23 protein-coding genes are annotated in these 25,914 nt (G+C 61.6%); 13 read left to right on the plus strand and 10 right to left on the minus strand.

Features of this window, described 5'->3' with window-relative positions:
• Positions 1 to 43: 43 nt before the first annotated feature.
• The 3 genes from ACQZ6J_RS23975 to ACQZ6J_RS23985 are packed head-to-tail and all read right to left on the minus strand — an operon-like array spanning position 44 to position 4,685.
• The gene (locus tag ACQZ6J_RS23975) at positions 44 to 1,048 is read right to left on the minus strand and encodes a rhamnose ABC transporter substrate-binding protein (RefSeq protein WP_449085893.1); all 1,005 of its coding nucleotides are present in this window, start codon (positions 1,046 to 1,048) and stop codon (positions 44 to 46) included.
• 53 nt (positions 1,049 to 1,101) lie between these two features.
• Positions 1,102 to 2,112, minus strand: coding sequence for an ABC transporter permease (locus ACQZ6J_RS23980; RefSeq protein ID WP_449085894.1), 1,011 nt, complete (start codon positions 2,110 to 2,112; stop codon positions 1,102 to 1,104).
• On the minus strand, positions 2,109 to 4,685 hold the full coding sequence (locus ACQZ6J_RS23985) for an ATP-binding cassette domain-containing protein (protein ID WP_449085895.1): 2,577 nt from the start codon (positions 4,683 to 4,685) through the stop codon (positions 2,109 to 2,111). Before ACQZ6J_RS23985 ends, ACQZ6J_RS23980 begins: the two co-directional genes overlap by 4 nt.
• Before the next feature lie 51 nt (positions 4,686 to 4,736).
• Between ACQZ6J_RS23985 and ACQZ6J_RS23990 the strand changes: the two genes are divergently transcribed.
• Positions 4,737 to 6,176: an ROK family protein gene (locus ACQZ6J_RS23990; protein WP_449085896.1), complete on the plus strand. Its 1,440-nt coding sequence runs from the start codon at positions 4,737 to 4,739 to the stop codon at positions 6,174 to 6,176.
• Between the two features lie 310 nt (positions 6,177 to 6,486).
• On the opposite strand, the gene ACQZ6J_RS23995 is transcribed toward ACQZ6J_RS23990, so the two are convergent.
• Positions 6,487 to 7,776 carry an FAD-dependent oxidoreductase gene (locus ACQZ6J_RS23995; RefSeq protein WP_449085897.1) on the minus strand — a complete coding sequence of 430 codons (1,290 nt, stop codon included), beginning with the start codon at positions 7,774 to 7,776 and terminating at the stop codon, positions 6,487 to 6,489.
• Positions 7,773 to 7,931 carry a hypothetical protein gene (locus ACQZ6J_RS24000; protein WP_163988974.1) on the minus strand — a complete coding sequence of 53 codons (159 nt, stop codon included), beginning with the start codon at positions 7,929 to 7,931 and terminating at the stop codon, positions 7,773 to 7,775. The genes ACQZ6J_RS23995 and ACQZ6J_RS24000 overlap by 4 nt, the downstream gene beginning before the upstream one ends.
• A 156-nt stretch (positions 7,932 to 8,087) precedes the next feature.
• Here ACQZ6J_RS24000 and ACQZ6J_RS24005 point away from each other — a divergent pair, with 156 nt between their 5' ends.
• Positions 8,088 to 8,969: a TonB family protein gene (locus ACQZ6J_RS24005; RefSeq protein ID WP_449085898.1), complete on the plus strand. Its 882-nt coding sequence runs from the start codon at positions 8,088 to 8,090 to the stop codon at positions 8,967 to 8,969.
• Positions 8,970 to 9,207: 238 nt separating this feature from the next.
• On the opposite strand, the gene ACQZ6J_RS24010 is transcribed toward ACQZ6J_RS24005, so the two are convergent.
• Positions 9,208 to 9,789, minus strand: a complete 582-nt coding sequence (locus ACQZ6J_RS24010; protein ID WP_449085899.1) for a hypothetical protein — start codon at positions 9,787 to 9,789, stop codon at positions 9,208 to 9,210.
• 155 nt (positions 9,790 to 9,944) lie between these two features.
• A complete protein-coding gene (locus ACQZ6J_RS24015; RefSeq protein ID WP_449085900.1) occupies positions 9,945 to 10,502 on the minus strand; it encodes a DUF6790 family protein in 558 nt (185 codons plus the stop codon).
• A 157-nt stretch (positions 10,503 to 10,659) separates the two neighbouring features.
• Between ACQZ6J_RS24015 and ACQZ6J_RS24020 the strand changes: the two genes are divergently transcribed.
• Entirely contained in the window at positions 10,660 to 10,971 is a 312-nt protein-coding gene (locus tag ACQZ6J_RS24020) for an MliC family protein (protein ID WP_449085901.1), read from the plus strand.
• 144 nt (positions 10,972 to 11,115) lie between these two features.
• Here the strand turns inward: ACQZ6J_RS24020 and ACQZ6J_RS24025 are convergent, their stop codons facing one another.
• The gene (locus tag ACQZ6J_RS24025; RefSeq protein WP_449085902.1) at positions 11,116 to 12,216 is read right to left on the minus strand and encodes a helix-turn-helix transcriptional regulator; all 1,101 of its coding nucleotides are present in this window, start codon (positions 12,214 to 12,216) and stop codon (positions 11,116 to 11,118) included.
• A 342-nt stretch (positions 12,217 to 12,558) separates the two neighbouring features.
• Here ACQZ6J_RS24025 and ACQZ6J_RS24030 point away from each other — a divergent pair, with 342 nt between their 5' ends.
• The 5 genes from ACQZ6J_RS24030 (at position 12,559) to ACQZ6J_RS24050 (ending at position 20,023) form a co-directional block, all read left to right on the plus strand.
• The gene (locus ACQZ6J_RS24030) at positions 12,559 to 13,722 is read left to right on the plus strand and encodes an efflux RND transporter periplasmic adaptor subunit (protein WP_449085903.1); all 1,164 of its coding nucleotides are present in this window, start codon (positions 12,559 to 12,561) and stop codon (positions 13,720 to 13,722) included.
• 4 nt (positions 13,723 to 13,726) lie between these two features.
• Positions 13,727 to 16,882 (plus strand): efflux RND transporter permease subunit, encoded by a 3,156-nt coding sequence (locus ACQZ6J_RS24035; RefSeq protein ID WP_449085904.1) that lies wholly within the window; start codon positions 13,727 to 13,729, stop codon positions 16,880 to 16,882.
• A 164-nt stretch (positions 16,883 to 17,046) separates the two neighbouring features.
• Positions 17,047 to 18,159, plus strand: a complete 1,113-nt coding sequence (locus ACQZ6J_RS24040) for a Dyp-type peroxidase (RefSeq protein ID WP_449085905.1) — start codon at positions 17,047 to 17,049, stop codon at positions 18,157 to 18,159.
• A complete protein-coding gene (locus tag ACQZ6J_RS24045) occupies positions 18,152 to 18,976 on the plus strand; it encodes a family 1 encapsulin nanocompartment shell protein (protein ID WP_449085906.1) in 825 nt (274 codons plus the stop codon). The genes ACQZ6J_RS24040 and ACQZ6J_RS24045 overlap by 8 nt, the downstream gene beginning before the upstream one ends.
• 294 nt (positions 18,977 to 19,270) lie before the next feature.
• On the plus strand, positions 19,271 to 20,023 hold the full coding sequence (locus tag ACQZ6J_RS24050) for a YoaK family protein (RefSeq protein ID WP_449085907.1): 753 nt from the start codon (positions 19,271 to 19,273) through the stop codon (positions 20,021 to 20,023).
• Between the two features lie 82 nt (positions 20,024 to 20,105).
• On the opposite strand, the gene ACQZ6J_RS24055 is transcribed toward ACQZ6J_RS24050, so the two are convergent.
• Positions 20,106 to 20,702 (minus strand): TetR/AcrR family transcriptional regulator, encoded by a 597-nt coding sequence (locus ACQZ6J_RS24055; RefSeq protein WP_449085908.1) that lies wholly within the window; start codon positions 20,700 to 20,702, stop codon positions 20,106 to 20,108.
• Positions 20,703 to 20,762: 60 nt separating this feature from the next.
• Between ACQZ6J_RS24055 and ACQZ6J_RS24060 the strand changes: the two genes are divergently transcribed.
• Together ACQZ6J_RS24060 and ACQZ6J_RS24065 are read left to right on the plus strand one after the other, a co-directional pair.
• Entirely contained in the window at positions 20,763 to 21,518 is a 756-nt protein-coding gene (locus ACQZ6J_RS24060; RefSeq protein WP_449085909.1) for an SDR family NAD(P)-dependent oxidoreductase, read from the plus strand.
• Positions 21,511 to 22,680, plus strand: a complete 1,170-nt coding sequence (locus ACQZ6J_RS24065) for an FAD-dependent oxidoreductase (RefSeq protein ID WP_449085910.1) — start codon at positions 21,511 to 21,513, stop codon at positions 22,678 to 22,680. Before ACQZ6J_RS24060 ends, ACQZ6J_RS24065 begins: the two co-directional genes overlap by 8 nt.
• A 191-nt stretch (positions 22,681 to 22,871) precedes the next feature.
• Here the strand turns inward: ACQZ6J_RS24065 and ACQZ6J_RS24070 are convergent, their stop codons facing one another.
• A complete protein-coding gene (locus ACQZ6J_RS24070) occupies positions 22,872 to 23,789 on the minus strand; it encodes a LysR family transcriptional regulator (RefSeq protein ID WP_449085911.1) in 918 nt (305 codons plus the stop codon).
• A 136-nt stretch (positions 23,790 to 23,925) separates the two neighbouring features.
• Between ACQZ6J_RS24070 and ACQZ6J_RS24075 the strand changes: the two genes are divergently transcribed.
• The 3 genes from ACQZ6J_RS24075 to ACQZ6J_RS24085 all read left to right on the plus strand — a co-directional run bounded on the left by ACQZ6J_RS24075 (position 23,926) and on the right by ACQZ6J_RS24085 (position 25,805).
• On the plus strand, positions 23,926 to 24,732 hold the full coding sequence (locus tag ACQZ6J_RS24075; RefSeq protein WP_449085912.1) for an alpha/beta fold hydrolase: 807 nt from the start codon (positions 23,926 to 23,928) through the stop codon (positions 24,730 to 24,732).
• 44 nt (positions 24,733 to 24,776) lie between these two features.
• Positions 24,777 to 25,298 carry a hypothetical protein gene (locus ACQZ6J_RS24080; protein ID WP_449085913.1) on the plus strand — a complete coding sequence of 174 codons (522 nt, stop codon included), beginning with the start codon at positions 24,777 to 24,779 and terminating at the stop codon, positions 25,296 to 25,298.
• A 219-nt stretch (positions 25,299 to 25,517) separates the two neighbouring features.
• On the plus strand, positions 25,518 to 25,805 hold the full coding sequence (locus tag ACQZ6J_RS24085) for a YciI family protein (RefSeq protein ID WP_163988934.1): 288 nt from the start codon (positions 25,518 to 25,520) through the stop codon (positions 25,803 to 25,805).
• The last annotated feature ends 109 nt before the right edge of the window (positions 25,806 to 25,914 follow it).

The raw sequence follows: 25,914 nt of genomic DNA on the forward strand, positions 1-25,914 counted from the left end.
GATGGGGAAAAGGGCAACGCCGGATCGGCGTTGCCCGACAGTGTCAGAACTTGAATTCTTCGATATTCGCCGGCGTCACGATCTTGGCTGGTCCGAGCAGGACTTCGCCCTTGGTGCCGACCTTGTAGGATCCGAGGCGGCCTGCGGAGAATGTCTCGCCGTCCTTGCCGGTGACCTTGCATTGAGCCACGGCTTGGGCAGCATAGTAGGTCAGATAGCCAAGATCCTTGACGTTCCACCAGATGTCCTGGACCGAGCCATCCTGGATGTACTTCTTGATCAGCGTCGCGGGTGCCAGACCGGTAAGCTTGATCTTCCCAAGCAGGCCGGCCTGATCCATTGCGCGGGCTGCCGCGGGCAGACCGATACCGGCGGGGATGATGATGCCCTTCAGGTTCGGGAATGCCTGAGCAAGACCCAGAGCCTGTTGCTGGTTCACCTGCTCGCTCTCCTGACCGTAGGCGACCTGGACCAGTTTCATCTTCGAATATTTCTTGTCGGCGGCCATCTTCTTCTTCATGAAGTCGATCCAGGCATTCTGGTTGGTCGCCGTCGGCGTGGAAGACAGGATGGCGAAGTCGCCGTCATAGTTGATGAGTTGCCCCATGGACTCCAGCATCATCTCGGCCAGGCTGTCGCCAGCCGCCTGATTGAGAAAGAGCGCACGCGCATTCGTTGCCACGTCGGAATCGTAGGAAACAATCTTGACTCCCTGCTTTTCCGCGCGGCGAAGGGCCGGAGCGACAGCGTTGGCGTCATTTGCCGAAATGGCGATGACGCCGACCTTCTGGGAAACGAGATTGTTGATGAAGTCGATCTGCGCCTCGGCTGTTGCCTGCGATGGTGCCTGCTTGATCGCCTTTCCGCCGATCTCGCCGGCAGCTTCTTCTGCGCCGGTCTGCGCAACCTGGAAGTAGGGGTCGGTGTCGAGCTTGGGCAGGAAGCCGACGGTGACAGGTCCCTTGGCGCAATCGGCGGCGAGAGCCGTTGTCACGCTGCCAATCAGGGTACTGGCGAGAAGCAGCGATGTGAGAACTTTCGATTTCATTGGGTTTCCTCCTCCGTGAGTCCGGCTTGGGTGAACAGTCGAGCCGCCGGATGCTACTCGCTTGCCTTTGGTTTGAAGTAACGGGTCCTGACGCCTGCAAAGATCCGCTCGGCCGCGTTGCTGGCGAGCAGCGAGACGATCAGGAGAAGACCGATGACGGTTCCCTGCGCGTCGCCGCCGATCTGCAGAAGGCCGAGAACGTTGCGGATGGTTGCAAACAGCAGCAGGGCCCAGAGAACGCCCGTCAGCCTGCCCTTCCCTCCGAAGACGCTGATGCCGCCGAGGAGCGCAATCGTGATCACGTCGAGTTCGATGCCGAGCGCGTTGTTGGCACGGGCGTTGGCCAGCCGCGCTGCATAGACCATGCCGGCGGCGGCACACACGACACCGGAGGTGATGAACAATCCAAGGACGGTACGGGCCAGACGGATGCCTGAATATCGCGCTGCCTCCGGGCTTCCGCCGATGGCATATATCCGCCGTCCGAGCGGCATTTTCTGAAGGGCGATGGCAAACAGCGGCGCGAGCACGATGAAAGGCACGATCGTCCATGGAACGGGCGTATCTCCAACCGTGTTGATGCCAAAATCGAGAAAACTGTCCGGAAAATCGTTGATCGAGTCCGAACCGAGGAGGATGTAGCCGATGCCCCTGAACAAGGCCATCGTGCCCAGAGTGACCACAAGCGACGGCAGCCCCAGCTTCGTGACGAGGACCCCGTTGAATGCCCCGCACGCCGCACCGGCGAGCAACGTCAACGGGATTGCCACATAGAGCGAAAACTCCGCCTGGGTAAGCAGCCCGAAAACAACGCTCGTGAGGGCAAGCGTGCTGCCGACCGAAAGGTCGATCTCACGGGCGATGATCAGGAGCACCATCGGCAGGACGATCAGCGCTCGCTCGGAAATCCCGGCAACGGCTTGGGAGATGTTGAACGTCGATGCGAAGTTCGGCACTTCGAAGACGGCGTATACGATAACGGCGATGGTAATCGCGGCCAGGAAGTTATCCCAGTTGCCGATGCGGGCGACGAAATCCTTGTCCTGCTTCGATCTGTCGGTCATGGGTGCGCTCCTCCCCGGGACGCTCGGCGGGCGACATAGGCGTCAATGCCGATGGCGACGAGAATGACGAGACCGTAGACGCCCTGGAGCCACAGCGGATCGACCCGCACCAGGGTGAGGCCGTTGTTGATGACCAGCAGAAGCAAGGCTCCGGCCGCAACGCCGAGCACCGTCCCGGAGCCGCCGCGCACCGCGACGCCGCCAACCACGACGGCCGCAATGACCGTAAGTTCGAAACCGTAGGCGACACGGGCATCGACGGTGGCGTAGCGCGACGCCCACAGCGCGCCGTCGAAGCCTGCCAACAAACCGGCGGCGGCGAAGGCAAGCAGAATTCGAGGACGCGCCGGAATACCGATCAGCCGAGCACCGTCCGGGTTGGAGCCGATTGCGTAGAGTTCGCGCCCAAGCGAGGTATAGCGAAGCACGTAGCCCGCAATCAGCAAGGTGACGATTGCGATCAGAATGATGGCTGGAACCCCAAGAATGTTGGCGCTCGTCATGTCCAGCCATGATTGCGGCACCTGATCGGCGCTCACCTGCGTTCCGCCAGCCCAAATGCTGTTGATACCGCGAAACACGGACATCGTACCGAGGGTCACGACGATGGCGGGCACCCTGCCGTAGGTGATGACCAATCCGTTCACGATCCCTGCGACCAGGCCGATTCCACAGGCAAGAAGCACGCCGCCAAGCACACCGATGTCCGGGTGAGCATGCAATGTCGATGCCGCCCCATAGGCGGCAAGTCCAATGATGGCTGCGACCGAGAGATCGATGCTTCGTGTAATCAGCACCAGCATCTGCGCGACGGCGACGATCATCAGAAGGCCGGCATCCATGGCCAAGGCGGACAGGTTGGAGCCGCTCAGCATTCGGATGTTCAGGATCGAGATCGGTACGATCACTGCGAGCATGGCTGCAACCAGCCCGAACTCGCGACGCGCAAAAATCCGCCTCAGAGGACTTCGCTGTGATTGAAGCTCGACATGCTCGACGCCTGAATGGAGCGGTTTTGCGACAATCTCGCCATCGACCTTCTGAACGATCGCATCCGTCGCAGCCCCAATGACCTTTTCCTGCGTTGCCTCGTCGCGCTCGAAGCGTCCCGAGATGTGTCCTTCGCGCAGGACTATCATCCTGTCGGACATGCCGAGCAACTCGGGGAGCTCGGACGAAATGAGGATGATCGCCATGCCTTCGTTGGCAAGGTCGGCCATCATCGCATGCACATCTGCCTTGGCCTGGACGTCGATACCCTGGGTCGGCTCATCGAGGATGAGGATCCTTGGGTTGGTCGCCAGCCACTTCGATAAGACGACTTTCTGCTGGTTCCCGCCCGACAGCGAACTGACCGGCTGCCCATAGGAACTGAAACGGAGACGAAGCCGGTCCAGAAAGGGCTCGGCCAGCCTCAGCTCTTTCGAGCGAGACATCATCCCGCCGGTCGTCGCCTCGTCGAGAACCGTCAGCGAGGCGTTGTTGAGGATCGAGAAGTCCATGACCAGACTCTGGCCGATCCGGTCCTCCGAGACATAGGCAATGCCCTGCTCCATGGCGGCGCTCGCCGATCCAAATTGAACCGCGGCTCCGTCGATCGAAATGGTCCCCGACGTCGGCTGATCGATGCCAAACAGCACGCGAGCGATCTCGGTGCGCCCGCTCCCGACCAGCCCCCCGAAACCGAGGATTTCCCCGGCCCGTAGCTGGAACGAGATATCGGCGAAAGTTCCTTCACGCGCCAGGCCTTTGACCTCAAGGACAACCTTTCCCGGGACGGCCGTGTGGCGCGGATAGAGACCGTCGAGCGATCGCCCGACCATCATCGTGATGGCCCGATCCCGAGACAGATCGGCAGTCGGCTCCGTTCCGACGAGCCGTCCATCGCGCAGAACCGCGATCCGGTCGGCAACACGGTAGATCTCATCCATGCGATGTCCGACGAACATCATGGCCACGCCGCGCCGTCTCAGCGAGTCCACAACCGTGAACAGCCGCTCGACCTCGCGTTGGGAAAGCGCCGCGGTGGGTTCGTCCATGATGAGGACACGAGCATCGAGCGACAGGGCGCGAGCGACTTCCACCAACTGCTGTTCGGAGGTTCGCAACTTGCCAAGTGGTTGAGAAACGTCGGCGTCGAGGCCGATCGTGTTCAGCAGGCGGGCAGCTTCGGACTGCATCGCGCCGTAATCGAGCTTCCACCTGGTTCCCGTCTGACCAATGAACAGGTTCTCGGCGATGCTCAGATCAGGAAACAATCCCGGATGCTGGTGCATGACGGCGACGCCGGCATGCTGGGCTTCGAGCGGCGAGGAAAAACGCTTTTGCTGGCCACCGACTACGACCGACCCTGCATCGGGCTTATACACGCCCGCAAGGAGCTTCACGCAGGTGCTCTTGCCAGCGCCGTTTTCGCCGAGAAGAGCAAGGACCTCTCCCGCCCTGAGCTCGATGGTGACATCGGATACGGCGACCGTGCCACCGAATATCTTCGTAACGCCTGTAAGCGATGCGGCAACAGTGCCGCTACCCGGCACGGAAGACGTCCGTGTGAGGACCACCGGTTCAACCATGTCCGACACCATTGGCGGCGGCGCTAGAAGCCGCGGTCCGGCATTCATGAGATGTCATTTGGGATCCTCACCCTGTCGCATTCCGAGCCGCCGACTCCCTTGGGCAGCTTTATTAAAGCAGTTTACTATAATTTATCTTGCGATCCGTCAAGGCCGGCCGTAAGCTCTTTTGACAAGCAGCGGGCAGTGCGTAAAACAGCGTGGAACATTGATTATTCAGAACTGGGGGCCGACGGCATGGCGGGCAAAGGCAGCAATTCAATGCAGTTGCGCTACTACAACGAACGGGTGGTTCTGGACGCCGTTCGCCGCTTCGGCGAGACATCCAAGGCAGAAATCGCCAGGTTCGCCCACCTGACCCCTCCGGCCGTCGCAACGATCGTCGACGCCCTTGTTGCCGGCGGCTACCTTATCGAAAACGGCAAGCGCTTTGGCGGCAAGGGCCAACCTTCCGCGATGTACGGCCTTGCGAAAGACGGGGCATATTCGATCGGTCTTCATATTGGCCGCCGGGCGATGGATGCCATTCTGATTGACTTCGCCGGCGAGACCGTCGCCTTCGAAACCCAGGAATATGATCACCCCAGCCCGATCAGCATATGCGAGTTCGGAGATGCTTCGGTGGCGCGCTTCAGAAGCAAACTTGGCAGAGAGCAGCAGAAGCGACTTGTCGGCATTGGGGTCTCGGCACCCTACTTCATCGGTGGCTGGGACGCGGAGCTGGGGTTTCCGTCTGACGTGCAGATGGAATGGCGCACCTTCGATCTGAAATCATACTTTGCCGAAGGCCACGATCTTCCCGTTATGATCGAGAACGATGCGTCCGCGGCGGCGGTTGCCGAACTCGTCTATGGTTTGGGTAAACAGTATTCCGACTTCCTGCACATTTCCCTCAGCACCTTCGTCGGCGGCGGTCTGGTCCTCGACGGCACGCTGCAGACGGGGCCGAACGGCAATACCGCCGCCTATGGCCCCTTCCCGGTGACGCACTCAAGGCTGAATTCGGTTCCGAAACCAGCGGGGAAATTTGAAGTGCTGCTTCATCGCGCGTCTATCTATACGCTCGTCCATCATTTGAGAACGAACGGCTTTCAAATTACACGGGTTCGGGACCTTGACCCCATGCCACAAGCTGCACAAGGCCTGGTGTCGGAGTGGCAGGACGATTGCGCCGACGCGCTGGCGCAGGCGATTATCGGCAGCATCGCCGTGGTCGATCTGGAAGCCGTCGTTATCGACGGGTTGCTGCCGCACCCTCTGCTCGAGGACACGGTGGAACGCGTCCGGCACTGCTTTGCCGAGATGCTGCCGCCCGGACTCATCCCACCGGTGATCAGTGCGGGGCTCCTTGGAGCACGCGGTTCGGCGCTCGGAGCGAGCCTCCTGCCGATCTACTCGATGTTCGGACCGGATACGGGTGTGTTGATGAAGAAAGGCTTGGACAAGAAGCCTCTCATGATCGGTTCTGAATACAATCGACGCGGCGGATGAATTCGGTTTCGAGCCGGTGGACATCGACCGCCCCGACGGACGGCGCGTCCTGGCGACGACCAGCGGCAACGAGCACCTTGAGTTCGATGTCGAACCGGAAAGAACCCTTGAGGCAGGCCAGACAGGCTTCGGACAGCTACGACGCGCCAAGGTGTTTGCTGACCAGGCGTGAGAGACCTCCCGCTTCAGTCATGGTGATTGGATTTCGTCCCCACTCAAACATATGGCCGCAGATCCGGTCGAGGCAGCCGTCTATTGTCATCGTCGGCCCGGCGCCGTCGCATGTGGTTTGCCAATGCGGCTTCCCGCGCTACTTCCTGATATGGATGGAGCGCATGGCGTGCGCAACATGCTCTGATTTGAAGCCGACGCCCACGAGACGCCCGGCAAGGTGCGCCAATACAGGCCACCGGGCGATGAAGCGCATGAAAGCCGGCGGACCGGAGCGCCCCGGATCTTTCGTGTCGGCGCTCCGGCGTCTCCGACGCATCATCACCTGGATCTTCTGCGTCGCTTTCGTCGGGAAGATCCGACGCCGTTCGACCGCCTGCAGATGCCGATCGAGAACCGCGTCATTCCGCAACGGCCCGGCGAGGATGTTTGCTGCGGCGACGGCGTCCTGAATTGCCAGATTGACACCGACGCCGCCAATTGGCGACATGGCGTGGGCTGCGTCGCCGATGCAAAGGACGCCCGGTTTCCACCAGCGCTTCAGACGATCGATGCGGATGCTGAGGAGATGCACGTCGTCCCATGAACGGACCTCGTCCATCCGCTCCGGCGTCAATGGCGATGCGGCCGCGACCACCTTCCTGAAGTCGTCAAGCCCTCTCTCCTTGACGTCCGCGAACGTGCCCTTGCGCACGACGTAGCCGCATTGCCAGTAATCGCCGCGGTCGACCATCACGAAGCCCTGCCTGGGGCCGCCATGGCCCATCGTGTAGGGCGGATCGTCGGGAAGATGAGAGAGCTTCATCCAGAGGACATCGCTCGGGCTGCCGAAGCTTTCGACCTGCAGCCCGGCCTTGTCCCGCACGATCGAGTTGCGGCCGTCGGCGCCGACGATAAGCCGCGCACGAATAACAAGCGAACCATCGGGCCCTCTTGCCCGCAGAGCCGCCCCGCTTTGGTCAGCGGGGAGAAGATCCGTGACTTCGGTCCCCATCATCAGGTGAAAATTCGCCAGCTTTCCCGCTTCCCGCGCCAGAAAATCGAGAAAGTCCCATTGCGGCATGAAGGCGATGAAGCGGCATCTGGTCGGAAGCCGCGAGAAATCGGCGATCGTGACGTCTCTGCCGCCGATCTCGGCGTGCAGGCGCGGCGCCCGGGTGTGCGGCAGCTTCAGGAATTCATCGAGCAAGCCGATCTCATGCAGCACTTCCAGCGTCGAGGGATGGATCGTATCGCCGCGAAAATCCCGCAGGAAGTCCGCATGCTTCTCCAGCACCGTGACCTCGACGCCGGCGCGCGCCAGCAACAGGCCGAGCATCAATCCAGCCGGGCCGGCGCCAACGATAGCGCAGCCGGTTTCGAGCACCCTATCGGAGGAAGGCTCCCTGCCTGTCGCGTCGGCTGCGCTGTCAGAGACCTCCGCGCTCATGCCCGCGTCGCCGCGAACATGCGCGCCGTGGCGACTGCGGCTATCCATCTGGCCTGTGGCATCGCACCTTCCTTCTCGGTCGAATGATTGAAGATCCACTGAAACAAGTTTCCGCCCCACCGCTTTTCAGCGCCTTTGCCGACGATCGTCAACATATCCCTTTCTTATCTTGAGAAATAATGTCAAGATTTAGAAGGACGATGGCTTGCCGAAGGAAAAACGGGGTGTGTTTCGAACTCGATCAATTCCGGAATAACCGGTCGCGAGAGCGGCGAGACCGCCGTTCGTCTGCGTTCTGACCGAAAGATCGAATGCGGCACGAGATTCAATTCGACCCGATCTGCCTTGCGACCGTCGACGAGACCTCACGAATTTCCGGGGCGGCGGCGCATTCCCGTCGCTCGATTTCCGGGATCGTAGCCGGCATGTGCCTCTCGCTGCTCGCCCATGCCGCCACCTGCATCGCCGCGATCATGACAGAGCTGCCGCCCGATCCTCCGCCTCCACAGCCGCAACCGATGGCGATCATGGTGGAATTCGTCCCCGATCCGATAATCAAAAAGGAAAAGCGTCAGGAGGTCCAGAAGGGCGACCCTCAGTCGCAAGCCGACCATGATGCCGCACCTGAGCCAAACGAGCAGAAGCCGATCGAGGAGGCCAGGGCCGAGACCTTAATTCCGCCTGACGACACCCCGCAGCTGAAGAAAATCCCGGTCCCGGTCCGCAAGCCGAAGCCCGAGCTGCGCAAGTCGGAGAAGAAGGCACCCGACAAGACGAAGATCGCGGTTGCCAAAGGGCTGGCCGATGATCCGCTTCCCGATGTCGACATGGGTGACACACTGAAAGCGCCCGGCCGGATGGAGGCAACGATAGGCGAAGAAGTCACGCGTGGGGTCGTCAGCGATTTGAAGGCTCAGGAGCGTTGGCAGATGCAACTTACCGCCCATCTCGAACGCAGGAAACGCTATCCCTTCTCGGCACTGTCGCGTCGCCAGGAAGGAAAGGTTCTCGTGCGCTTCTACGTGGAGCCTGACGGCACCGTGACGAATGCGGAGCTTGCGCAGTCCTCGAACGTGCCGGCCCTCGACGAGGAAGTGCTCGATCTCCTGCATCGAGCCTCTCCCGTTCCGAAGCCGCCTCCCGGGATCGTTCCCTTCGTCATCGTTCCCATAGATTTTGCAATGAAACGCTGACCCGCAAGCCATATGTCTGACCATCCGGCGTCCGCAATATCATGGGCTTCCCGCTTCCGGCAGCCACACGATCGATCACGGGATGCGCTCGAACGAGCTTTGTGGTGGTCGCGCGCGTTCTCGGCCAAGCCGCACCTCAATCAGCAGAACGACAGGACTTCGATAGTCGCTGCTTGCAGCCGCTAATCCTTGTGCTCGGGCATGTCCTTAGGCTGATTCTTCGTCCAGTCATGCGACTTCACCTTTCCGGCGTAGCCGGCCGCGATTCACTCGTCGGTTCAGCCAGGCTTCGTCGCTCCGGATACCATGCGGTGAACTTGACGGCGGCAATCAACGCAACGATCGTCGAAATGATGCCGATCCGCGGCGGCAGGGCCGGCACATAGAGCAGAACGATATCGGCGGTCACCAGAACGAAGAAGGCCAGCGCCCAGGCGGCTGTAATCACATAGTTCGTCCGCATGAATTGCGGACTGCTCCATAGCTCCGCCGACACCTGTTCGCGCGCATATTGCAGGGTGAACGGCCGCCGTAGCGCCATGGAAATCAGAACGATAAGGAGCAAGCCAAGATCGACGCAGAGCCGAACGCCCACGATAGACCAGTTCGGCCCTCCGAAAACCGCGTAGAGGGCAAGCGCGCCAAATAGGATCGTGGTGCCGATCTCGAGAATTTTCGGGCTTCGGCCAGGCGCCACCCAATCGCGCAGCAATAGAGCCGCCGACACGATGGCGCCCACGATCAATCCTTCAGTCGCACCAATCAGTCGGTCGACGAGCGCGAACGCTATGAACGGCGCGAAGGCCAGCAGAGTTCCCATTATTTTCTCCTTCTGCCCTCGGCAGCGCGGATCGGGCAACAGCAACGCTCGTTGGAGGATACCGGCTCGGCGTCGATATGCGCTGCGTCAAGTCGAACGAAGTCGCTCGCCGTGTTGACCGGATCATATGCGAAGAGCGCAAGTCGGACCGGCGTCTACACCGACCTGATCGAGATTGGCGCCGATATCGTGCTCGAACCGAAATGACGACGCTGCAACCACAACAGCGCAAATCCGAAGACGGGGATGAAAATATCCGTCCAGAAGATGATGCCGGCATTGCCCGGCGCGAAGTCATGCGCGGTAATCATCTGATTAATGTGACCGGCTGCCGCCCCCAGCGTGAAGATGCTCGGACCAAGCACGGCCGCGAGGCGCAGATCATAGCTCCTGAAAGCTGCGAGCAGCCCGACAGCGGCGTAACCAAGGCTCGCAGTTCCGACCTCGAACTGGAACGGACTGTCGGCCCAGCCGATGAAACCCGCGGACATCTCGCCGAAGAACACATGCATGGCAAAGTTGTAGAAATTGTCGATACCGATGCTGAAGAACACGTACCAGGCGAGGAGCTTTTCCACGACGAGAGGCCGGTCAATTGAGGTTCCAGATCGCACAATCGCCGCAACTGAGACGATCAATCCGAGTAAGAAGAAACTCAGCGAGTAGTTCGACATCACAAATATGATGGCGGCTTTGATCACATCAGCTAACATGATGCTTCACCTTCCGGGCGTTATGGTTGCGTTGCAGGCCGATATCAAGAAAGCAACAAAGAGAGGCGCAGACATCCCCACAACTGATGATGCGCCGACACCAGGCTCTTGGCATGGATTCGATGTGATGCCACGGATGGAGCGGACGGGACGAAAGATGCTGACACGGATTTTGCTGTCTGCCGCCATGCTGCCGGCACTGGTTTCCATGGCCTGTGCAGCCGATATGACCGCCGACTATACCTGCGCGGACGGGACGCGGATGACCGTGATATTCCATACGCCCGCAACGGAGCCGGGATCAGTCGAGCTGTCGCTTGCCGCATCCGGCAAGCGGATCGATCTGCCTCAGGTACTCTCGGCCGATGGCGGCAGATATGCCGGCGGCAAGATCGAATTCTGGATCAAGGGCAGGCAGGCGAGCTTCAGGCACGATGGCAAGGCAACGACGTGCGAGACGAAACAATGAGCAAGACGGCAGGTGATTGACCGATCCGGCGGCTTGCCCACGCCTATGCCCGCATTCGCGCCCCGGGTGTCCTGTGCACCCATGCGGTCGCCCGAACGTTTGCCCAACGGTTTACCGCACCACACCGCCAGCCCGGCCTGTCTTCTAAGAACCCGCCATCGAGCCCAGCATCGCGCCGATGCGTTCCAGGTCGCGCAGGTTGGTTGCTTCGGACTTGTTCAGTACGGTGCGAATCTGGCTGCGGACCGTATCAAGCGATACCTGACGCATATGGGCAACGTCCTCGGCCGTCTTACCGCCGAGCAAGGCAACCGCGACGGCGGCTTCGGCCGCGCTGAGGCCGAAGAGATCGCGGAACAGAGCAGCCGGCGGTGCGATGGGCTTGGCAAGGTCATGCAACATGATCATCGCCTGACGGGCTGCGATGCCCGACATCGCGGACGCCGTACGCTGGGATGCAAGGCGCGCAGGCACCGGCGAGACAATGGCGGCAATGGAGGATGCGGAATTGTCGTTCGCCTCCTCGCCGCTGTGCAGACGAAGTGCGCCCCCAGCGCCGCCCTTCGCAACGTTGGCCACGAACTCCTTGAGAGCAAGATTGTCCTTGCGATGACGGGCAGCCAGAATTGTCGATCCAGGGTCCGGTCGCGGCCCCCAGCGCCTGATCAACAGGCCAGAGGACGGGCTTTCGGCGATCCGGACACTCACTTCGTTGGCAAAGAGAATACGCATTCCCGGATCGACGATGACATGGCCGGATCGTGAGCGCTCCAGTGCCGCCAGACCGGCGTCGGCGCCCACACCGTCAACCATCAGCCGACGCCGCAATTGCAGCGCGCGGCGCAGATGGGGGATGAACCCGGTGACGAGATCCCGATCAGGCCCCGAAAAGGGAGATCGTCGATCGCCGCGGAAAAAGGCGAGCATGGTGTTGTCGAAATCGCCGACCGCTGCCACCATCATATAGCGCTGATTGGCGTGACGCGCGAAATCCTGATAGAATTCGCTGCGAAGATAGTCTGCTTCCGGCACCAGTTCCCTCTCCGTGCGAATCCCCTGCTGCGCCTGGGGGAGCAGAAGCCGGGCGGCGGCTGCACGGATGGGATCGATCTTGCGATAAAAGTTGACATAGGCCGTTTCGCTGGCATCGTCGGGCCGGAGCAGATTGTGCGGCGTAGCGTTTCCCAGCGCGACGCTGAGCGATGCGCCTTCCGCCTCGAGGAGGTCACACAGACTTCTGCTCACTGTAAGCCAGTCGTGCATGCCAGTGGCTGCCTCGTACAGCTCGCCGATCAAATTGGCTGTGTCGCGATGCGGCATTTCTCACCAGTTCTGGGGATGCACGACACCCGGCTTAGCCCTAGACAGCCAGCATATCGGTCTCCAAGACACGGAAGATTTCGGATGCGCTACGGTATCAGACTTGCACGATCCTTGAAAGTCACGCTGGGGCTGCAACCAACCCAGAGATTGCGTTCAGATTCCGAGATACCGGCGGCGCGGCGGCACGGTCCGAAGGCGAGGCTTGGGCCTATACCGGGTGCATCTCCTTCGATGATGTTGGGTAGGCTTAGCAGGGACTTTGCGATGTTGTCGCTGACCCTGGCGCTGCTTCTCGCAGGTGCCGCCCACGATAGCGCGAGAGCACAGACCCCTCCCGGCGGCGCTCCGCCAACGGTCGGGACTGCTCCCGTCAAGCTTGCGCCCGTCGAGCAGCAAGGCCAGTATGTGGGCACGGTCGTACCGATCCAGCAGGTCAACCTCGTCGCTCGTGTCGAAGGCGTGCTCGAATCCGTCAACTTCGCCGAGGGCAGCTTCATCAAGGCGGGCAGCACGGTCCTGGAGATCGAGAAGGCGCCCTATGAGGCGGCGCTCGCCAGCGCACAGGCCCAGCTCCAAAGCGCAAAGGCCAACGAGACGAACTCGCAAGTCAATCTGAACCATGCCGACATAAACCTGAAAAGGCAGACGGAGCTGCTGACGCAGCATGCCGTAGCGCAATCCGCGGTCGACGATGCGACCGCGACGCGCGACAGCGCCGCCGCTCAGGTCGAGCAGGCCAAGGCCGCGATCGCGCAGGCAGACGCCCAGGTAAAGACGGCGCAACTTAACCTCGGCTATACGCAAGTGGTCAGCCCGATCTCCGGACGGGTCGGCAAGCTGCAGATAACCGCCGGCAATCTCGTCTCCTCGTCGAGCGGTACGCTTGCGACCGTGGTCCAGAGCGACCCGATCCGCGTCGCCTTCTCCATCGCCGACCGGGACTACCTCAAGGTCATCGACATGGTGAAACCGAACGACCAGGGCTTTGGCGGCAGCGCGGCGGAATTCCAGCCGAAGCTGAAACTTTCGGACGGTACGGACTACCAATCGCCCGGCAAGATCGCCTTCATCGACAACACGATTGATCCCAGCACCGGGACGATCGCCGTCTTCGCCGATTTCCCCAATCCGCATCTGCAGCTTGTTTCCGGCCAATACGTGCAGGTGACCGTCGCGGCCGGCGAACCACGGCAATTTCCGGTGGTGCCGGCCGCCGCCGTACAGCAGGATCAGGACGGTGCCTTCGTCTTCGTGCTCGACGAGGGAAATCGGGCCGTCATCCGACGCGTGACGCTCGGCCAGCGCGTCGGCACCGACTGGGCAACGCCATCCGGCCTTGCCGCCGGCGAGACCATCATCGTCTCCGGCATCCAGAAGATAAGGGCGGGTATGACCGTCAGCCCCGCGTCAGCAACCGTAGGAAACTGAACCGATGTTCGCCGAGATCTTCGTCCGCAGGCCGCGCCTGGCGATGGCCATCGCCGTTCTGATCACGCTTGCCGGTGCCATTGCGCTGCTCAACATCGCGGTCGCGCAGTATCCGAATATAACGCCGCCCACCATCCAGGTGACCGCGAGCTATCCAGGCGCCGATGCCAAGACCGTCGCCGATACGGTGGCGACGCCGATCGAGCAACAGGTGAACGGCGTCGAGGGCATGATCTACATGTCGTCCACGACCAGTTCGTCGGGGCAGTACACGCTTACCGTCACTTTCGACATCGGAACCAATCCGGATATCGCACAGGTCAACGTCCAGAACCGGGTCGCGCTGGCAACGCCGCAGCTGCCGACCGCCGTGACCAAGCTCGGCGTCAATGTCCGCGCCTCGCAGCCCAACTTCCTGATGATCGTCAACCTGTTCTCGCCGAAGGGAAGCCACGACGGGCTGTTTCTGTCGAACTACGCGAAGATCAACGTGGTCAATCCGATATCGCGCGTCTCGGGCGTCGGCTCGGCCTCTCTGATGGGGCCGCTCGATTATTCCATGCGCATCTGGCTCGACCCGCAGCGAATGGCCGCCCTCGGCATTACCGCCGACGACGTCAGTGCCGCCATCCAGGAACAGAATGTCCAGGCGGCAGCCGGCCTGATCGGCGCACCCCCGATCCCGAACGACCAGGTCCTGCAATATTCGATCACGGCCCTCGGCCTGCTCGACAGCCCGGACCAGTTCGGCGACATCATCGTGCGAACCAATACAAACGGCGCCATCGTCCGCGTCCGCGATATCGCGCGGATCGAGCTTGGCGCTCAGTCCTACACGTCGATCAGCCAGCTCAACGGAAGCCCGGCGGCAACAATCGCCATCTACCAGTCGCCGGGCTCGAATGCGCTGGCCGTCGCCAAGGCCGTGCGCGCCGAGCTCCAATCGTTGCAAAACCGCTTCCCGGGCGATGTCTCGTCGCAGGTCATCTACGATTCGACCGATTTCGTCCGCGCCACCGTGAATGAAATCATCTACACGCTTCTGCTGACCGGCATCATCGTGCTCGTCGTCGTATTCGTCTTCCTGCAGGACTGGCGCGCAACGCTGATCCCTGCCCTGACCATCCCGGTCTCGCTCATCGGCGTCTTCGCGATCCTCCTGGCGCTCGGTTATTCGGCCAACACGGTCACCATGTTCGCGCTGATCCTCGCGATCGGGCTGGTGGTCGACGATGCGATCGTCGTGGTGGAAAACGTCCAGCGGATCATGGAGGAGAAACCGGGCATCACGCCAGCCGAAGCGACGATTGCCGCCATGCGGCAGGTGACCGGGCCGATCGTCTCGACGACCCTCGTACTGATCGCCGTCTTCCTGCCGGTTGCCTTCCTGCCGGGTATAGCCGGCCAGCTCTACCGGCAGTTCGCCGTGACAATCACCGCGGCGGTGGCGATCTCGGCGCTCAACGCCCTGACATTGAGCCCCGCCCTCTGCGCCGCCTTTCTGCGGCAGCCACGTCCGGCGCGTGGTCCCTTTCGCTGGTTCAACCGGGTGCTCGACGGCGCCCGGAACGGCTATAGCGGCATCATCGGCTTCTTTGCACGCCGCTCGATCATTGCCGGTCTTTTTGTGGTCGTCATCGGCGGCGCGGCCTACTGGACGTTCGCCCACACACCCACCGCCTTCATCCCCAACGAGGACCAGGGCGTGCTGTTCCTAAACGTCCAGCTGCCCGACGCTGCCGCCCTTCCGCGGACGCAGGCGGTTCTCGACAAGGTCGGCGCGATGGTGCGCCAGACCGAAGGCGTGGCAAACGTCGTCACAGTGTCCGGTTTCAGTCTGCTGACCGGCGCATCGCAGCCCAATAGCGGCCTTGTCCTGGTGGTGTTGAAGCCTTGGGACGAGCGGACGACGCCGCAGACATCGTTACGCGGCATATTCGGCAAATTCAGTCAGTCTTTTGCGAGCTTCAATGCGGCCAATATCATCGCCTTCCCGCCGCCGGCCATTCCCGGCGTCGGCAATGCCGACGGTTTCGACTTCCGGCTCGAAGCGCTGGGCGGACAATCGCCTGAAGAGCTTGCGCAGGTCATGCGCTCGTTCATCGTCGCGGCCAACGGACATCCTGGCATAGGCTCGGCATATTCGACCTTCTCCGCCGAGGTGCCCGGCTTCTACCTCAATATCGATCGCGTACAGGCCGAGCGGCTGAAGGTGCCGGTCTCGACCATCTTCACGGCGCTGCAGGCCCAACTCGGTTCGAGCTACATCAACAATTTCAATATTATGGGCCAGGTCTACCAGGTCAACATAGAGGCCGACCAGCAGTATCGCCGAACGGTCGACGACATTCTGAACCTCTATGTGCGCAGCAGCACCGGCGCCATGGTGCCGATCCGCGCGCTCGCATCCGTCACGACCACGCTGCAGCCGACCCTGCTTTCCCGCTACAACCAGTTCACGAACGCAACGATCAACGGCCAGCCGGCCGCAGGCGTCTCGTCGGGCCAGGCCATGCAGGCGCTGACGGAAGTTGCAGCAAAGACGCTGCCGGCCGGATACGCATTCGAATGGTCCGGATTGTCCTACCAGGAGGCCCTGACGGGCAACGAGACCATCATCGTCTTTGCTTTGGCGATCCTGTTCAGCTACCTCTTCCTCGTTGGCCAGTACGAGAGCTGGACCATTCCGTTCGCCGTCATCACTTCTGTGACGGTAGCCCTGCTGGGCGCCATCCTCGGCATCGAGGCAATCGGGCTTGGCCTCAACATCTATGCCCAGATCGGCCTCGTTCTGCTGATCGGCCTTGCAGCGAAGAACGCTATCCTGATCGTCGAATTTTCGAAGGAGGCCCACGAAGGCGGCCGGAGCGTGGTGGATGCGGCGATCGAAGGCGGGCACATGCGGTTCCGGGCCGTGCTGATGACGGCGATCGCCTTCATCCTCGGTTCGTTGCCGCTGGTCGTCGCGAGCGGTGCGGGCGCAGCCAGCCGCGTGTCGATCGGTGTGACTGTCGTCGGCGGAATGCTTGCCGCAACCTTGGTCGGCATCCTGATCATCCCCGGCCTCTACGTCCTGTTCGGAAAGATCGGCGAAGGCCGCAAGCAGGCGCCTGCCAAAATACCGGAAGCGACCGATCAGGCCGCTTCAGGCGGTCATTAAGGCGATGGCCTGCCGATCAAAGCCACAAGGCTCCGGATCGGGTGTCCTTGCCGGCACGGGCGCCAAATCCTACAAGCTGACGTAGAGCTTTTGTGGACATGAATCGAGACCATGGCCTTGCGTGAACTCGGGCTAAGTGCTGATGTCTTGTCCATATTGTACTGATGGTCGATGATCATGCCGCCAAGGAGTTCAGCTTGCCCACCACAGTCTCCCAAGACGTCCCGGCGCGTTCCCAGGCCGTCGATGCGCGGCTCACCCGCGCTGCCATCTTTCTTGTCGTCACTATCGACGCCAGAGCGGAGCCGGGGCCTGCGGTGCGGGGCCTCTGCGCCAATCTGTCCTCATTGATCCGCGGCGTCGGGTTCCGGGCGGCGGATGGCGGCCTCTCCTGCATCATGGGGATCGGCCGCGACGCCTGGGACCGATTGTTCGGAGCCCCGAGGCCCAAGGAGCTGCATCCCTTCCGCGAGATCCGCGGCGTGCACCATGCCCCGTCTACCCCAGGCGACCTGCTGTTCCACATCCGCGCCGCGCGCATGGACCTGTGTTTTGAACTGGCGGCCCAGATCATGAAGCGTCTCGCTGGCGTGGCCTCGGTGACGGACGAGGTGCATGGCTTTAGATATTTCGACGATCGCGACTTGCTGGGTTTTGTTGATGGGACAGAGAACCCGGTCGAACAGGCTGCGATCGACGCCACGCTGATCGGACCGGAAGACCCTGCCTTCGCCGGCGGCAGCTATGTGATCGTTCAGAAATATTTGCACGACATCGGCAAGTGGAATGCGATTCCGGTCGAGCAGCAGGAGAAGATCGTCGGGCGAGAGAAACTCTCGGACATCGAGTTGGACGAAGCGGCCAAGCCGAGTTTCGCACACAACGTGCTCACCAACATCGAGGAGAACGGCGAGCAGCTGCAGATCCTGCGCGACAACATGCCGTTCGGCGATGTCGGCAAGGGCGAGTTCGGGACCTATTTCATCGGCTATGCACGCTCGCCCGCGCGGATCGAGCGCATGCTCGACAACATGTTCGTTGGCCAGCCGCCCGGCAACTACGACCGGCTGCTCGACGTCAGCAAGGCCGTGACCGGTTCGCTATATTTCGTTCCGTCGGCCGACTTTCTGGACGCGGTAACGCCGGAGCCTTCCGCCGGAATCGCCGCCGATGACGATCAGCCGCCGGCCGCCAACCAATCGCCACCCGCGCCAAAGCCATCATCGAACGGCTCCCTGCGCATTGGATCTCTGAAAGACGAGGTAGGACATGAATAATCTCCATCGCGAACTCGCCCCCATTTCCGACGCGGCCTGGGAGCAAATCGAGCAAGAGGCCTCCCGCACGCTCAAGCGCTATCTGGCCGCGCGCCGGGTGGTGGACGTGCCGGAAGCGAAAGGCCTCACTCTGGCCGCCGTCGGCACAGGCCATACGCAGCCGATCGAGTCGCCGTCCGAGGGCGTCCAAGCAGTGCGGCGCGTCGCCAATGCCATCGTTGAACTCCGCGTTCCGTTCACGCTGACCCGCCAGGCGATCGACGACGTCGAGCGCGGCTCCGAAGATTCCGACTGGTCGCCGCTGAAGGAAGCTGCGCGCAAGATCGCCTATGCCGAAAATCGCGCTGTCTTCGACGGCTACGCCGCCGCCGGGATCGGCGGCATCCGTTCAGGCGCCAGCAACGACCCGGTGGCTCTGCCGTCGGCGCCCACGGACTATCCTGCCGTCGTGGCCCAGGCTGTCGACCGATTGCGGCTCGCCGGCGTGGAAGGGCCTTACCGGCTCGTTCTGGGTGACGACCCGTTCACGGCGATCAGCGGCGGCAGCGAAGAGGGCTACCCCGTACTGCAACACATCCGGCACCTCGTGGAGGGCGAGATCGTCTGGGCTCCCGGCATCGACGGCGGGCTTGTGCTTACCGCGCGAGGTGGAGACTTCGAACTGAACCTCGGGCAGGACCTGTCCATCGGCTACCTCCATCATACGGACAAGGTCGTCGAGCTGTACCTGCAAGAGAGCTTCACCTTCCGGCTGCTGACGACGGAAGCTGCCGTCGCGCTCACGGCGCGCGAAAACGATGCGCATCCCGGCGAGTGAAGCCAGCCGGGATCTTCCCTTCGCACGAATATTGCCTGGTTCGCAGGATCAAGGTTGAGATCTTTGGCTTGTGAGGACGCCGCACCAGGGAGTAAGGATGAACCGCATCATCGACCAGGGAGAGATCGATGCCCGAGAGCGCCTACGCCGTCGTCGGCCGCAATTCGGGACCATTGGCCTGCCTCAAAGCGTGGGGCAGATCAGCTCCCCGGTCGTTGAACCGCTTGAAAAGAAGTGTGAGGGCCGCCCCTCCTCCAGGCGATCCTGATACTGTCGCATCAATAGTTCGGACAAATGCTCGTAAGACAAGGCTCTCATCGTAACGAAAAGATCGATCGCAACCTGGCGGCTTCGCTCGCTGCGATCGCCGGAGCGCTCAACGCCTCGGCATTCTATGCCGTCGGCTTCTTCTCCGCCAATATGACCGGCAACGTATCGACGCTCTCCGATCACCTTGCCGTCGGCCAATGGCTTTCTGCTCTGTTCTACGGCGGCATCGTCGTCGCCTTCGTTTTGGGCGCAGCGGTATCGACGCTGATCGTCAATGAAGGCCGCCGCCGCAATGTGTATGCCATCTATGCCTACAGCATCCTCACCGAAGCGGCGCTGCTGGCCATACTCGGCTGCGCGGATCTTTGGCTACTCTCCGCCTGGCGCGTGCCGGTCCTCATCCTGGGGCTTGCCTTCCTGATGGGGGTGCAGAATGCCGTCGTCACCCGAATTTCCGACGCGCGCGTGCGCACCACCCACGTCTCCGGCATGGCCACCGACCTCGGCATCGAACTTGGGACCGCCTTCGACATCCTGCTGGGACGCGAGCCTGCGATAGACGCCAGGCACAATCAAACCAAGCTCCGGCTGCATCTCTACACGATCACCTCGTTCCTGGCGGGTGGGATTCTCGGCGTGGTCATCTATCGCGCCGTCGGCGGCTACCTCCTCATTCTCGCCGCAAGCCTCCTGACCATGATAGCGCTCGACGCCATTCGCCGCGCGAAACGGACACCGGGCCGTCGAGGCGAGCTTCCATCGGGATTGGAGCCGTAAAACTCCGGCGAATTCACAGGATTTAGGTTCGCGGGTTTATCTAAAAACGCGAAGTTGAACTGTTTCTACGTTGCCGTATTGGTCAGCTTTCCGGCCCCACCAGACACACCTGGATAGCCTCGCCAAGCAGTCGGGCAAGCATCTTCCGGTCAGCATTCTCGACTGCGGCTGAACCGAGTCCAACCCTCAGAACCGCGAAACCCAGGATATAGGACGTTACAAGAGCCGCCCTCGCCTGCGCTTGCTGGCCGGTGAAGCGCCCTGCAAGGGGTTCGATGAACCCCGCATGCAGCGCCGCCGACAGGATGGGTGCCGCAGCCGGACTGCCGACCGACCGCAAAAGAAATACGAACTCGTCGAATTCGTTCGGCTCCGTCACGGCGAGCGGTTGAACGAGATAGCCGGCTACCCGTTCGCCCAAACCATCCAGGGGGCCGTCGAAGGCCGGCTCCAACTCAAACGCTTCATTCGCGATGATCGTGAACAAAGCCTCCTTCGATCCGAACAGCCTCGGAACCATCGCCGGATCGACACCCGCCGCCGCCGCGATCTCGCGCACGCCGACCGTGTCATAACCCGCACGCGTGAAGGCGAGCCGAGCCGCCGCGAGAATGCGCGCGCGGCTTTCCGTGGCTGAAAGGCGAACTCTGCGGCCACCATTATCAACAGTCGTTGACATTCAATATTCCCTAGGCTATTTCGATAATCAACGAGTGTTGATATCAAAGGCCGAGCCGCCATGCCAGATACTTTTCCAAGCCTTTCCAACCGAACGATCGTCGTGATCGGAGCGACCAGCGGCATAGGCCGTGCAACGGCGCTCCGCCTCGCCAAGTCCGGTGCATATGTCATCGCCAGCGGCCGCGACCCAGGGCGCCTCGCCGAAGTAAGCCATGACCTCGGGAGCCGCGGCGAATCTGTGTGTATGGAAGTCGGCGAACCGGCTAACATTGTTTCCGTCATGGGGAGGATCGCCGCCCGTCACGGTCGTATCGACGGGCTCGTCGTCAATGCCGGCGTTTCAAACGCGCCCGATATCGATCATCTTGATGCCATCGCCTACGACAGGCTGATGAACGTCAATGTCCGGGGCGCTGTTTTTGCCTTCGTTCACGCCTTGCCGCTTCTGTCCGACGGCGCATCGGTGGTTTTCGTCGGCTCCGTTGCGGGGCGCAAGGGTCAGCCGGGTGACGCGCTCAATGCCGGCAGCAAGGGTTTCATTCGCGCTTTTGCCCGCACGCTCGGCACCTCCCCGGATATCATGGCGAGACGGATACGGGTCAACGTGGTTTCTCCTGGCCCGATCGATACTCCGCTGACCGGGGCTGCAACCGGCAATCCGGAGATTCGCAGCCATGTCGAAGCGATGATCCCGATGAGGCGCTGGGGCGAGCCCGAGGAAGTTGCCGACGCGATCGCCTTTCTTCTTTCACCATCGTCGAGCTTCACCACAGGCGCCGAAATCACCGTTGACGGAGGGATGGCCCATGTCTGAGACGACAGCACCGGTCCTGCAAGACAAGTCTATTGCCATTGTCGGAGGCGGCCCGGCCGGACTCACACTGGCTCGTCTGCTCCAGATGCAAGGCGCACGCGTATCGGTCTATGAACGCGACGCATCGCGCGACGTGCGCGGCCAGGGCGGATCCCTGGACATGCACGAGGATTCCGGCCAGTTCGCTCTGGCCCGTGCGGGCTTATGGGATCGTTTCAAAGCCATCGCCCGGCCGGAAGGACAGCGCACGGCCATCTACGACAGGCACGGCGCGCTGCGTGCCGAGTTCACGGACCGGGACGAGGAGCAGAGCCGCCCCGAGATCGACCGACGTGACCTGCGGGATCTCCTGCTCGATTCACTGGTGCCGGGAACGGTCCTCTGGGATCGGGAGCTCCACGCCGTCGAGCGCAGCGAGAACGGACGGTGGCGGCTGCTTCTCGCCAAGGGCGACAGCGCGGAGGCAGACCTGCTCTTCGGTTGCGACGGCGGCTGGTCGAAAATTCGTTCGCTGCGCTCCGATCTGCAACCCATCTATAGCGGCGTTACATTCGTTCAGACCTGGATCGAGGAAGCGCAGATGCGCCATCCCGAACTAGCCGCGCTGGTCGGACACGGCAACATCATGGCTCTTGGAGAGAACAGAGGCTTGATGGCGCAGCGCAACGGCAACGGCGACATCCGCGTCTATGTCGCGCTTCGGTTGCCGGAGCACTGGGCGCGGAACCGCCCCTATGGCTGGACCGACAGCGAAGCGGTTCGCGCCGATCTGCTTCGGCCTTTCGATGGATGGGCGGAAACCATCCTGGCGCTGCTCCGCCATTCCGATCCGATCTTCCAGCCCTGGCCGCTCTACCATATCGCTCCGCGCCAGACATGGCGAAACGTGGCCGGCGTCACCCTTCTCGGAGATGCGGCGCACATCATGCCACCGTTCACAGGACGAGGCGCCAATCTTGCGATGCTCGATGCCGTCGAGCTCGCCGAGCGGCTGACCGCTCCCGGATTGGCAGACGTCGATACCGCGATTGCCGATTATGAAACCTCGATGCTCAAGCGCATGGAGATGGCGATCCAAGAAACGCTGGAAGCGCAGGACCGGCTGATTGCAGAAGATGCGCCGGAACCGATCCTGGCTTTGATCCGGCGGCACATGGATTGACCATAAGCCGGTCCGGGTTGGCCAGCGCCGTGACGGCTTAGGGATTTGCCGGCCTCTTTACCGTCTTCACCTATATCGCTCCGATCCTGGATGAAGTCACCCGGTTCAGCCTGCCCAGGATCTCGCGGGACAGCGCCCGGCCCCAATAAGCTGTCCCATGCGGTTTCAACAATGGTGAGAGGGATCGAAAATCACCCGGTCGGCGATGGATCCCAAGGCGGCGTGCCACCAAAACTCAAAACCAGATGATCGACGAAGCTGCGCAGTTTCCGCGAGACATGCCGCTTCGTCGGATAGACGGCCTGTATGGTGAGATCGGACGTCTTGTGGTGAGGCAAGAGCGCAATCAGTTCGCCGGCGGCAATCGACTGGCCGAAGACAAAACTGGGGCCGTACGCCACGCCCGCGCCGGCAAGCGCAGCGGCAAGCAGCATCTGCGTGTTGTTCGCGGCCATCACGACCGGCCCGTCTATCACATGCGCTTGTCCGTCCGGGTCCGTCAGCGTCCAATCTCCCGATGAAACCGCTTCGCTGAAAGCCAATCGGGGAGCTTGGCGCAGCTTCTCCACGCTGTTCAGAGCCCCATGCCGCTCCAGAAATCGGGGGGAAGCGCAGATCACCATGCGGCAAGGAGCAAGGCGCTGGGCCACGAGGTCGGAGTCGAGCAAGCGTCCGATCCGGATCGCCACGTCGACACCCTCGGCCAGAAGATCGACGTATCGATCGTTGAGCACGACCTCCAGGGCAACGCCGGGGTGCAGCGCGAGATAGCTGGCCACCACACCGCCAAGGTGCATGGCGCCGAAGGTCAATGGCGCAGCGACACGCAGGACACCGCGGATCGACTGTTGCGCGTCGCCTGCTTCTCTGTTGGCATCTTCATATTCCTCAAGGATGCGCTTGCAGCGCGCATAATACGCCTGCCCCACATCGGTCAGTTTCAGCTTGCGCGTCGTGCGTTGCATCAGGCGGATGTTCAGGTCCGCCTCGATCGCGGAGACATGCTTTCCGGCCATCGAAACCGACAAGCCGAAACGCCGTGCGGCGCCACTGAGGCTGCCTTCTTCCGCGGCCGCAACGAACACCGCCATGCTTGTCAATCGATCCATCATCGCATCCCGCTTGATAACCTGAGTATCAACTGATGATACGGGAGCGGTGATTATCAATCCACAGTCGATACTCTAATTTCCCCTTCGAACCTGATTGAACGCAACATCATCCTTGGGGAGCATGTGGACACTCATGAAAATCGCATCAAACGGAATTCGAATCCATGTCGAAGAGCAGGGCAGCGGCGATCTTCCGCTTGTCTTTCTGCATTATTGGGGCGGTTCCTCGCGCACCTGGCATCACGTCACGGCGATCCTGTCCAAGACCCATCCAACCGTGGCCATCGACCATCGCGGTTGGGGCCGGTCCGAGGCGCCTCCAAGCGGTTATGGCCTGGCTGATCTCGCAGCCGATGCGCAGGGCGTCATCGATGCGCTGCACCGGCGGCACTATGTGCTCGTCGGCCACTCGATGGGCGGCAAGGTCGCCCAGCTGATGGCCTCGCGCCAGCCGCCAGGACTCGCCGGCCTCGTTCTGGTCGCGCCTTCGCCACCTCAGCCCATGCGCATGCCGGCAGAGGCGCGGGAGATGATGGCGAACGCCTATTCCAGCCGCGAAGCGATCGAGATGACGATCGATAACGTGCTGACGGCAAGACCGCTCAGTGCCGCCGACCGAGAACAGGTCGTCGCAGACAGCCTGCGAGGCGCACCGCAGGCAAAAGCCGCCTGGCCGACCTCGACAAGTCTGGAAGATATCACAAGCGAAGTCGCCGCCATCACCGTCCCCACGCTCGTCATCGCCGGCGAGGCGGATCGTGTCGATAGCGTCGATTTGCTGAAGGCGGAGCTGCTTTCGCGTATTCCGCACGCCATTTTGCGGGTGCTGCCGGCGACCGGGCATCTGTCGATGCTGGAGTCACCCTCAGAACTTGCCGGGATCATCGGCGAATTCGCTGATGAATTGCCAATGCCGGCGCGCTCCGGCGCGGCCACATAACAATCACCCCTGAAATTCCCATTTAGCCCACAGGAACATCTGCAATGACCGAACTTCTCGCCGAATCCGAATACAAGGCCACGATCGATGCACCGATCGAGGCTCTGGACCTTACCACATGGCTTTTCACGCTCGCCGACGATGAATATCAACGATGCGCCAAGGCGCATATCGCGGCGGGTGCGAGCATGGATCCGGAGGGCAAACGTGTCTCGATCAACGTCGAACAGGTCGGCAACCTGATCATCTCCCACTATCATGAGGACCTATCCGAAAAGGATCATTGCCGTGTCGTCTCAACCAGTGACGTCCTGACCGCGCAAGGCGGTCGCACGACGTTGCGCATCACATGGGAATTGAAGGCGACCGGCGTCGAAAACGGGCGCTGCGAGTTCCTCAACCGTGTTGCCGTGCATGCGACGCCGGAATTCCACGCATTTCTCGCGGAACACAAGATTGATATCGAGCAGGCAAAAGCCGCCATGGCGAAGGACCTGGAAATCCACAACGCCGAGGAGACACCTCTGTTCGCCAAAAGCATCGAGCGTATGGCGCACCGTGGATAGTAACCCAAAAACTGTAGCTGGCGGAGACTCCACATTGACATCGTCTGCGCCCGACTTCCCGGCCAGCGAAACCGGTCATCGTTCCCGCACTCACCGCCGGAGGTCCAGATTGGACCATTCCGGCTTTCCCCTCCATGCTTCCGCGATTATTCTCTCGGCCGCCCATACGCAAATTATGCCGGCGTGTTCGCCGAACAAAAATATACCGGGAGGATCATCATGCTTTTTGCCGTTCACTGCCTCGACCACGCCGATGGGCTGCCACGCCGCCTTGCCAACTACGATGCACACAAAGCCTATCTGGCAACGGGCGCCGTCAAGACAATCATCTCCGGGCCGCTGGTGGCCGCCGATGGCGAAACGATGATCGGCTCGCTCTTTGTATTCTCCGCGGACACCATTGAGGACGTGAAAGCCTTCAATGCCGGCGACCCGTTCAACGCGGCCAATGTCTGGCAAAGCGTCAGCATCAATCCCTTCCTGATGCGGGTCGATAATCGCGGCTGAGCGGCGGAAGCCGTTCTTGCCGCGAATAGATCCTGGATCGGTCCAATTTGGACTATGGCTGGAGTCAACCGTCCAACCTGTTGTACCTTCCGGATGAGTTCAGGAGGAC

Source organism: Rhizobium sp. A37_96, assembly GCF_053521765.1.